Origin of the sequence: Hespellia stercorisuis DSM 15480, from assembly GCF_900142165.1 — a bacterium.
GTDB lineage: Bacteria > Bacillota > Clostridia > Lachnospirales > Lachnospiraceae > Hespellia > Hespellia stercorisuis.
On record NZ_FQZY01000115.1, the window covers coordinates 1 to 7,878 of the forward strand.

Below are 7,878 nucleotides of genomic sequence, written 5' to 3' on the forward strand. Positions count from 1 at the left end.
TCATCAAGCGCCAGAGATACTATCAATCTTTGGACCTGGCTGCATAGTCAGTGATATCTTTGAGATAAATGTGTCAACCAATATTGACAATATCAGTGTTTCTCGCTCGGCTTTTCCCGATAGAGGAATAGCGTCATGGCGCACCCTCCGTATGGCTCGGCGCAAAAAGGACGTACCCGGTTTGCCCTATACTGCGTCGCCGTTATCTTGCGTCGCTTTCTTTGTCAAGGAACATACGGGGCTGCTGCGGATTGATACGAAACGGAAAAGGGGTTAAGACGTTTCGGTATCGGTGCAGTTATTCAACCCTAAATGTGAGGATTGCCCTCATTAGTCTTGCTTGCAGCCGTTGGCGAATATCCTCGTCAACGCCAAAATAGACGTTTCCGCGCTCGTCGCAGAGCTTCCGCATGGAAAGGCTCGCTATGTAACCACTAAAATGCTGCAAGACAATTTTCATAGCGTCCGGGTCGCCTTTGTCGCTGCCACAATGACAGGATAGGGAACAAGGGCAACGTCCGGGAAGTCAGATTGTTTACCATTCGTCCCATTCATCAGCGTGTTCCTCCAAATATTTCTTCAAGATTTCAAAAGAGCTTGTCCGTCTGTACTGTATCGTGCTGCGCGACGTATTGAATAACTTTCCAATCTCCACGTCGGTCATGCCCTCGAAATAGTACAGCATGATAGCTTTCCTTTTTTCTTCCGGCAAAGTGCGGATTGCTTCAAGCAGCAGCTTCGGCGTGATTTTCTTTCCTGCCTGCTGATAGCTCGGCTCGGCTTCTTCGTCTTGAAAATACTTATCAAGCGTATAAAGCTGTCGTTCCTCATGCAAGGCAAGGTCGGAAAACGACACTTCCTTTGCTCTGCGACGCCGGATTTCCTCGTGGGCGTTGCAGGCTTCGTTGTGCAGCACCCGTTTACAGAAACTTTGAAAGATACATTGCTTCTGAAATTCCACGCGATTAGGTTCCATGTTCTCACCTCCTTTCGTGTTGAAAGGTGGCGGTACCTCCCCTTTTCGCGGGATAATACAGGCGATTTTTTCAAACGCCGAATGAAAGCGAAACTTTTTTGAAAAAACCTCCCGAAAATGCAAAATGCGCCTGTCTGCAAGATGCAGACAAGCGCAAAGGAATTGTAAGCGGTATTTAGATGATTTGACAGTTCATATATGAGGGTAGAAGTGTTCCCGGCGGCGGTCGGGCTTTTTTTGATAAGCTAAAAGATATGGCGATATAGAAAAAGGACATGGCGATACCTCCTTGATACCGCCGTATCCTCAAAAAAGGGCGACTTTAATACACCCCCCGTTATCTTATTTTTCAAAAAGAAAACGGCGGTTTTGAGTAAATATTTCAAAACCGCCGTTTTATCTGCCTACATTCGGCAGTTTTGTTGTTTTACATAGCATTAAATCGCTATTTGAATTATTGATAATAAGGCGTAAATTTGATATTAAATTTATTTTTCGGAAACGATTTTTTGTAACAGTTTTTGCACGTTTTCTGTTTTCAGCACTTTCCCCGTAGATACTACTTTGTTGTTGACAACAAGAGCAGGTACACTCATAACGCCATATTCCATAACCTTTTTCAAGTCCGTAATATATTCTACTTCTACGGAAATCCCCATTGCTTTAACGGCGGATTGTGTGTTCTCATAAAGAGCATGACAACACCCTGAACCTAATACCTTGATACAGCAAATTCTGCCTTGTATGTCTTGACAACAGTTATTCAAATTTTCCGGTTCAACTGTTTCAGACACGGAACAGTTACCATTGCAAGTACAAACAGGAGCGTTTATTTCTTTTTCTTTCTTCTTTCCAAAACCAAATAATGTCATAATAATTACCTCCAAAAAATTTTATATTCGCTTATATTAACAAGTAAGAAATTGCATTGAAAAAATAGCCTATAAGAATAATTCCTATGGTACAAATTGCAATGAAGATACCGAGCAACTTCGGCTTAACTGCCTTTCGCAACATGATTACGGACGGGAGCGAAAGCGTGGTAACGCCCATCATAAAGGACAGGACAACGCCAAGCTGTGCGCCCTTTGCAAGTAGGGCTTCTGCAATCGGAATTGTGCCGAAAATATCCGCATACATGGGAACGCCCGCAATCGTCGCAAGGATTACGCCAAAGGGATTACCCGTACCAAGCACTTTGACAATAAAATCTTCGGGTATCCAATCATGGATAAATGCACCGATACCTACGCCAATCAGTACATAGGGGGCAACCTTTTTTGCTGTTGCTAAAACCTGCTCCCATGCGTATTTGATACGGTCTTTGAAGTGTAGTTCTTCCTGCGGAACATCAAGACTGTTTCCACCCCTTATAAAATCCTCAACGTAGCTTTCAAGATGTAGTTTTTCAATCAATGTACCACCTGCAACGGCTATCACAAGCCCAAGCACGACATAAGCAACGGCTATCTTCCACCCAAATATACTCATTAGCAGAACAAGCGAACCGAGGTCAACCATTGGAGAAGAAATCAGGAAAGAAAAAGTAACTCCAAGCGGCAGACCTGCACTTGTAAAACCGATAAACAGAGGAATGGAAGAACAAGAACAAAAAGGCGTTACCGTACCAAGGAGCGCAGAAATTATATTTGCGCCGATACCATGAAACCTTCCAAGAATTTTCTTTGTCCGTTCCGGCGGGAAATAGCTTTGAATATATGAAATAATTAAAATCAGAACCCCTAACAACACCATGATTTTGATTGTGTCGTAAACAAAAAATTGAATACTACCACCGATTTTGCTCGTTGCGTCTAATCCGCAAGCGTTAATTAAATTACCTATTAGACGATTAAGCCATGCCATACCTAAAACTTCATTTTGAAAGAAGTTCCAACCTGTTTTTAGCATATCCATAAATAGCCTCCTTGAAATAGAAATATTGAAATTTGTCTATATGTTGATGTTTTGATAAGTCGTGCGGAAAAGTAAGTAAACTTACCTATCACAACACGACTTATTTTCAAATGCTGCACTTGTAATCATAAGCGCTTGTAGACAATCTATTGCATACTGCACGCCATTCTCTGAAATAGAGTAGTGCATCCATTTCCCCTCTTTGCGTCCTATCACTATACCAGAATCACAAAGTATTTTCATGTGGTGGGAAAGCGTTGGTTGCGTAATGTGCATATCATCTAATAGTACACAAGCACACTTCTCTCCTGTAAGCAATAGTTTCAAAATTTTAACACGGTTTTCATCACAAAATGCTTTGAAAATCGTTGGTATTTTTTTTTCATCAAGTTCCATAATCTCACCTCCTGTTGACGTGCTTCTATAAACTATTATATACACAAATTGAAATTTGTCAATATGTTTTTATCCGGCAATAATATGAATTATTTTGGCTAATAGTAGGTACTGTGTAAGCATATCCAAGCAAAGAAAGGAACAGTAAAATGTAGTTGGGTGAATTATTATGGCAAAAAGACCAGTACCTTTGTATGACTTTGCAGCTTTCGGGCAAGCCATAAAAGCAGCGCGGACAGGCAGAAATGAAAGCCGCAAGAAAGTAAGCGACGAAATGAACATTTCCCCTCGCTACCTTGCGAATATTGAAAACAAAGGGCAACAGCCAAGCCTGCAAATCTTTTATGAGCTTGTAACCCGTTATGACATATCCGTAGACCAATTCTTTTTCCCGGATAAGACAGCGGAAAAATCGACGCAAAGGCGGCAGCTCGACACGCTGCTTGACAGCATGAGCGATAAGGGCATACGGATTGTTACCGCAACAGCGAAAGAAATTGCAGAAGTCGAAAACGAAAACTGAATAGGCTTAGGAAGCGTTGTAATCTTTTTGAGATTGCAGCGTTTTTCTTTTGCGTAAGTTTGGCAAAACGGGGCTTTCCGTTGTAGTAGGGAATAAGGAAAAACTTTCATAGCAAGCATAGGAAGCGGGTACCCACTTCCGTATTTTCGCCCTCCTGCGCTGCGGCGCGTCGGTTGAAAATTGCTTGTTGGGAAGTGTCCCAAACCCTCGGAACGGAAAGGAGCGAAAGCATGGACGGGCGCAAAAGGACGGTACAAATCAAATTCAGAGTAACGGAAGCAGAACGGGATTTAATTCTTGAAAAAATGAAGCTCATACCCACCCGGAACATGGCGGCATATCTTAGGAAGATTGCCATTGACGGGTACATCATTCAAGTAGACCATAGCGACATTAAGGCAATGACAGCGGAAATACAGAAAATCGGTGTCAACGTCAATCAGATTGCAAAGCGTGTCAACGCGACGGGCAGCGTCTACCAAGAGGACATAGAGGAAATAAAGGGGGTGCTTGCGGAGATATGGCGGTTACAAAGATTAAGCCTGTTAAAAGCACGTTGAGCAAAGCCCTTGACTATATCCAAAATCCAGATAAGACGGACGGGAAAATGCTTGTGTCCTCTTTCGGGATTTAAGATATAGTCTATCGCAGCCTTTAAGGTTGATTTAATAGGGTGCGTCTTTGTAACCGCCATATCTCGTCCACCGCCTTTTTAATGTCCTCTATATCCTGCCTGTAAACCGTCCCCGTCGCATTGGCGCGTTTTGCAATTTGGTTGATGTTCCGGCTCACCGCTTGCAGTTCCCGGATATATGCTTTTGTGTCGCTTCGGTCAACGACAAGAATATACCCGTCTATCGCCATTTTACGGAAGTATGCCCCATACTGCTTTATGGGAAGCTGCTTCATCTTCTCGTCGATCAGCCGCTTTTCTTCTTCCGTAACGTAAAACTTCATCTGTATATTTCTCTTTCGGTTTTCCATTTCCGCACCGCCTTTCGGTATAAGGGTTTGGGATTATCCCAACAAGCATTTTCCGCAAACGGGTACTCGTTTGCTGTGCTTGCTATCTACTCCATACCCCCACCGAAAGGCGGTATTTGTTGCGCGTTCCTTTGATTTTGGACGCAAAAAAAGATTGCAGCCGCCATGCGCTGCAATCTCCCGATTTCTCATATTGTGAGGTTAATCCTCTGCTTTTTCGACTTCCGTTATCTCCCTTGCTGTTGCGGTTACAATCCGTATGCCTTTATCGCTCATACCGTCCAGCAGCGCGTCAAGCTGCCGCCGCCCGGTGGATTTCTCCGCATTGCTGTTCGGGAAGAAAAATTGATCTACCGAAATATGATACCGGGTTACAAGGTCATAGAATACCTGTAAACTCGGCTGTTGTCCCTTGTTCTCGATATTCGCAAGGTAGCGCGGGGAAATATATAACTCGTCGCTTACCTTTTTGCGGCTCTCGCCGTATTCATTTCTCGCGGCTTTTATAGCTGCCCCGAAAGCCTTAAAGTCGTACAATGGTACGGGTCTTTTTGCCATTTTCATTCACCCTGTTACATTTTACAGTTCACCTTTCTTTTTGGATATGTCCACACAATTCATATCATTAGGTTAAATACTTCCTGTTGTGTATTGACAGTAGACTGATTTTCTGATAAAATAAAATTTATGTAAAAGGAGGCGGCGTTTATGTTGCATAGCATGCGTATTAGATAAGCATTGAAAAAAAGGATTTTCCCATTTTCAACATGGGCTTTTTTGTCATGCTTATTTTGCGGATGCTATACAAAAAACTAACGACGTATAGATATAGTATAGACATAGTGCAAGCTATGCCTTAGTTTTGTTGTACTGCTCTGTGCATTTTTTTGTGTAAAAAGGACGAGTGAAATATAATGCTTAAAAAATATTGGATAAAATGTCCGATTTGTAACGGAAAGACGAGAGTTCAAGTATTTCATAATACTGTATTAAAAGATTTTCCTCTTTTCTGCCCTAAATGCAAATTGACGCATATCATTGATGTAGAAAAATTAGAGATTGTAATCAAAAATACAGAAAAACAAACTTTTATTATTTAGAAGAAAGGATATAAAAATGAAACGTTTACCTAAATATACGCCTGCGGAAGTACGGAATGATCCATACGGATTTACTTACAAAGAAATGTCGGAAGTTATTGGCGAGAATGAAGCAAAAGCCTTATATGAAGAATTATATAAGCAATTACCACGCAAAAAAAATCTATCAATGTTGGTAAAAAATATTTGCAAAAGCAGTGATACTGAAAAGTATGTTTACGAACTGAAAGACAACAAATACATTGAAACGGTTTTTATCAAGCGGCGAGATGGTGGAACTGTTTGCGTGAGCACACAAGTCGGTTGTCCTGTTGGTTGTATTTTTTGTGAGTCCGGGCGAAATGGCTTTGTTCGTAATCTAACATCGTCAGAAATCGTACAACAGATTATATTGTTGCGTCGAAAAGTAAACCGTATCGTTTTTATGGGTATGGGAGAGCCTTTATTCAATTATGACAACTTGATAAAAGCAATCCATATTCTCCGAGATAGATATGGGCTCAACTTTCCAACCGACGGCATTACCATATCAACAGTTGGTCCGGTCGATCAATTAAAAAAATTGCGCGAGGAACATCTTAAAATTCAGTTGACAATATCTTTACACGCAGCAACACAATCTGCAAGAAATCGTATTATTCCTCACATGCGCATATATGCTATTGAAGATGTTGTTAAGCAAGCCTTATCCTATTCTGAAAGGCATAATCGCAAAATTGTCTTTGCGTATTTGCTTTTACCGGGTATAAATGACCGGCCCTCAGATGTAAGACAACTTGCAAAATGGTTTCGGGGCAAAAAAGTTATGATTAACGTGTTACAATACAACCCAACAAGCAATTCAAGAATTAAAGCACCACAGAAACGGGAAATAGTTGCATTCAAACATCAATTAGAGCAAGCAGGACTTGAAGTTACTATGAGAGTTTCTCATGGCAGAGAGATTAACGCGGCTTGTGGACAGTTAGCTAACACATATAATAAATTCAAAAAAAAATGATTAAAAGTGCCAGACGCATAGACGCAGAGCCGATAACGCATTAGGTCAAAAAACCTATGTGTTATCGGCTTTTTTATTTAATATTGCGCAAAAGCCGCTGTTCCCTATTATAGAATGGATTGCGGGTAGTGTATTAAAGTCGCCCTTTTTTAAGGATACGGCGGTATCGGGGAGGTATCGCCGTGTCCATTTTTATTTACTGTAACCCGCCTAATGCTTTGCGGTCAAAAAAAGCTATGCTCCGCAAGCGGGATATTCCGGCTATGAATGTGAACTGTCAATACATTTAGCTACTGCTTACATTTCCTTTGCGCCCGTCCGCGTCTTGCGGACGGGCGCATTTTGCTTTTTTCAACTTTTTTCTGAAAAGCGCACTCAAGAGCCATCTCCCGAACGGGTACGGAGCGAAAGGGGCAGAGAGGACAAGCCCTTAACTCCCGTCCTCTACTCCACGCGGGAAGGAGGTGAACTCTATGGAGCTATCTTCTTCCGACAAGGAAAGAATACAACATCAGTACGACGCATTAGCAAAGAAAACTTTGGTCGGCGAAGCGAAAAGCCACCGCCGCACTCTTGCGAAACGCGCAGCACGCGAAGTTACTTTTTCGGATTTGAGCGAAAGCGAACTCGCGCAGCTTTTTGATATTGTCAATATTGGTTGACACATTTATCTCAAAGATATCACTGACTATGCAGCCAGGTCCAAAGATTGATAGTATCTCTGGCGCTTGATGATCGGAGGAAGCCCACCATTAGCAGAGCAGATCCTCCTGTTATTCCAGTAACTGATGAAATATCTCCAAATGAGAACCTTCAGTTCCTCTGTGGTCATAGTTTCCGTATTGTAGCGGTCATAGAGAAGCTCGCTTTTCATTCTGGCCCACATGCTTTCACATCGGGCATTATCATGGCACCTGCCACCAGCACTGTTCATGCTTTGAATAATACCGTATTTTGCCAGAGCCTTACGATAGGTTTCACT

The 7,878-nt window shown here is 42.1% G+C and carries 13 protein-coding genes and 2 pseudogenes; 7 read left to right on the forward strand and 8 right to left on the reverse strand.

All coding sequences use genetic code 11. The annotated features are described in order from the left end of the window. On the forward strand, positions 1-277 hold a 277-nt coding region (locus BUB85_RS21920; RefSeq protein ID WP_207648937.1), incomplete at its 5' end, for a hypothetical protein. Between the two features lie 21 nt (positions 278-298). On the opposite strand, the pseudogene BUB85_RS20155 reads toward BUB85_RS21920, so the two are convergent. The 5 genes and pseudogenes from BUB85_RS20155 to BUB85_RS20175 form a co-directional block, all read right to left on the reverse strand. Then, positions 299-555: pseudogene (locus tag BUB85_RS20155) on the reverse strand (helix-turn-helix domain-containing protein). Next, positions 536-976, reverse strand: a complete 441-nt coding sequence (locus BUB85_RS20160) for an RNA polymerase sigma factor (protein ID WP_033120017.1) — start codon at positions 974-976, stop codon at positions 536-538. Before BUB85_RS20160 ends, BUB85_RS20155 begins: the two are co-directional and overlap by 20 nt. 488 nt (positions 977-1,464) lie before the next feature. Further along, entirely contained in the window at positions 1,465-1,848 is a 384-nt protein-coding gene (locus BUB85_RS20165) for a thioredoxin family protein (protein ID WP_070470188.1), read from the reverse strand. 31 nt (positions 1,849-1,879) lie between these two features. Further along, on the reverse strand, positions 1,880-2,893 hold the full coding sequence (locus BUB85_RS20170; RefSeq protein ID WP_070470191.1) for a permease: 1,014 nt from the start codon (positions 2,891-2,893) through the stop codon (positions 1,880-1,882). An 81-nt stretch (positions 2,894-2,974) separates the two neighbouring features. Beyond that, positions 2,975-3,289 (reverse strand): ArsR/SmtB family transcription factor, encoded by a 315-nt coding sequence (locus BUB85_RS20175; protein WP_070470194.1) that lies wholly within the window; start codon positions 3,287-3,289, stop codon positions 2,975-2,977. Between the two features lie 169 nt (positions 3,290-3,458). Here BUB85_RS20175 and BUB85_RS20180 point away from each other — a divergent pair, with 169 nt between their 5' ends. From BUB85_RS20180 to BUB85_RS22545, 3 genes and pseudogenes are all read left to right on the forward strand, one after another. After that, entirely contained in the window at positions 3,459-3,812 is a 354-nt protein-coding gene (locus BUB85_RS20180; RefSeq protein WP_070470197.1) for a helix-turn-helix transcriptional regulator, read from the forward strand. Between the two features lie 230 nt (positions 3,813-4,042). Then, positions 4,043-4,372, forward strand: coding sequence for a plasmid mobilization protein (locus BUB85_RS20185; RefSeq protein WP_033120022.1), 330 nt, complete (start codon positions 4,043-4,045; stop codon positions 4,370-4,372). Then, positions 4,333-4,440 (forward strand): annotated as a pseudogene (locus BUB85_RS22545) (relaxase/mobilization nuclease domain-containing protein); the annotation flags it as partial. The gene BUB85_RS20185 and the pseudogene BUB85_RS22545, both read left to right, overlap by 40 nt. Positions 4,441-4,466: 26 nt before the next feature. On the opposite strand, the gene BUB85_RS20195 reads toward BUB85_RS22545, so the two are convergent. Together BUB85_RS20195 and BUB85_RS20200 are read right to left on the reverse strand one after the other, a co-directional pair. Next, positions 4,467-4,796, reverse strand: a complete 330-nt coding sequence (locus tag BUB85_RS20195) for a plasmid mobilization protein (RefSeq protein WP_002584958.1) — start codon at positions 4,794-4,796, stop codon at positions 4,467-4,469. Positions 4,797-4,997: 201 nt separating this feature from the next. Next, complete coding sequence (locus BUB85_RS20200; RefSeq protein WP_002584957.1) at positions 4,998-5,354, reverse strand: helix-turn-helix transcriptional regulator; 357 nt, start codon at positions 5,352-5,354, stop codon at positions 4,998-5,000. 356 nt (positions 5,355-5,710) lie between these two features. Here BUB85_RS20200 and BUB85_RS20205 point away from each other — a divergent pair, with 356 nt between their 5' ends. From BUB85_RS20205 to BUB85_RS20215, 3 genes are all read left to right on the forward strand, one after another. Beyond that, positions 5,711-5,896, forward strand: a complete 186-nt coding sequence (locus BUB85_RS20205) for a cysteine-rich KTR domain-containing protein (protein WP_003431289.1) — start codon at positions 5,711-5,713, stop codon at positions 5,894-5,896. A 16-nt stretch (positions 5,897-5,912) separates the two neighbouring features. Then, on the forward strand, positions 5,913-6,896 hold the full coding sequence (gene rlmN, locus BUB85_RS20210; protein ID WP_002584956.1) for a 23S rRNA (adenine(2503)-C(2))-methyltransferase RlmN: 984 nt from the start codon (positions 5,913-5,915) through the stop codon (positions 6,894-6,896). A gap of 473 nt (positions 6,897-7,369) precedes the next feature. Next, the gene (locus BUB85_RS20215) at positions 7,370-7,558 is read left to right on the forward strand and encodes a hypothetical protein (RefSeq protein ID WP_441038284.1); all 189 of its coding nucleotides are present in this window, start codon (positions 7,370-7,372) and stop codon (positions 7,556-7,558) included. Between the two features lie 26 nt (positions 7,559-7,584). Here BUB85_RS20215 and BUB85_RS20220 read toward each other — a convergent pair. Next, the coding region (locus BUB85_RS20220; protein WP_143160811.1) for an integrase core domain-containing protein at positions 7,585-7,878 on the reverse strand (294 nt) is incomplete at its 5' end.

Bases quoted from the DNA above. Each gene is read 5' to 3' on its own strand.
- BUB85_RS20160 (WP_033120017.1), bottom strand. From the start codon at position 976: ATGGAACCTAATCGCGTGGAATTTCAGAAGCAATGTATCTTTCAAAGT.
- BUB85_RS20165 (WP_070470188.1), bottom strand. From the start codon at position 1,848: ATGACATTATTTGGTTTTGGAAAGAAGAAAGAAAAAGAAATAAACGCT.
- BUB85_RS20170 (WP_070470191.1), bottom strand. From the start codon at position 2,893: ATGGATATGCTAAAAACAGGTTGGAACTTCTTTCAAAATGAAGTTTTA.
- BUB85_RS20175 (WP_070470194.1), bottom strand. From the start codon at position 3,289: ATGGAACTTGATGAAAAAAAAATACCAACGATTTTCAAAGCATTTTGT.
- BUB85_RS20180 (WP_070470197.1), top strand. From the start codon at position 3,459: ATGGCAAAAAGACCAGTACCTTTGTATGACTTTGCAGCTTTCGGGCAA.
- BUB85_RS20185 (WP_033120022.1), top strand. From the start codon at position 4,043: ATGGACGGGCGCAAAAGGACGGTACAAATCAAATTCAGAGTAACGGAA.
- BUB85_RS20195 (WP_002584958.1), bottom strand. From the start codon at position 4,796: ATGGAAAACCGAAAGAGAAATATACAGATGAAGTTTTACGTTACGGAA.
- BUB85_RS20200 (WP_002584957.1), bottom strand. From the start codon at position 5,354: ATGGCAAAAAGACCCGTACCATTGTACGACTTTAAGGCTTTCGGGGCA.
- BUB85_RS20205 (WP_003431289.1), top strand. From the start codon at position 5,711: ATGCTTAAAAAATATTGGATAAAATGTCCGATTTGTAACGGAAAGACG.
- rlmN (WP_002584956.1), top strand. From the start codon at position 5,913: ATGAAACGTTTACCTAAATATACGCCTGCGGAAGTACGGAATGATCCA.
- BUB85_RS20215 (WP_441038284.1), top strand. From the start codon at position 7,370: ATGGAGCTATCTTCTTCCGACAAGGAAAGAATACAACATCAGTACGAC.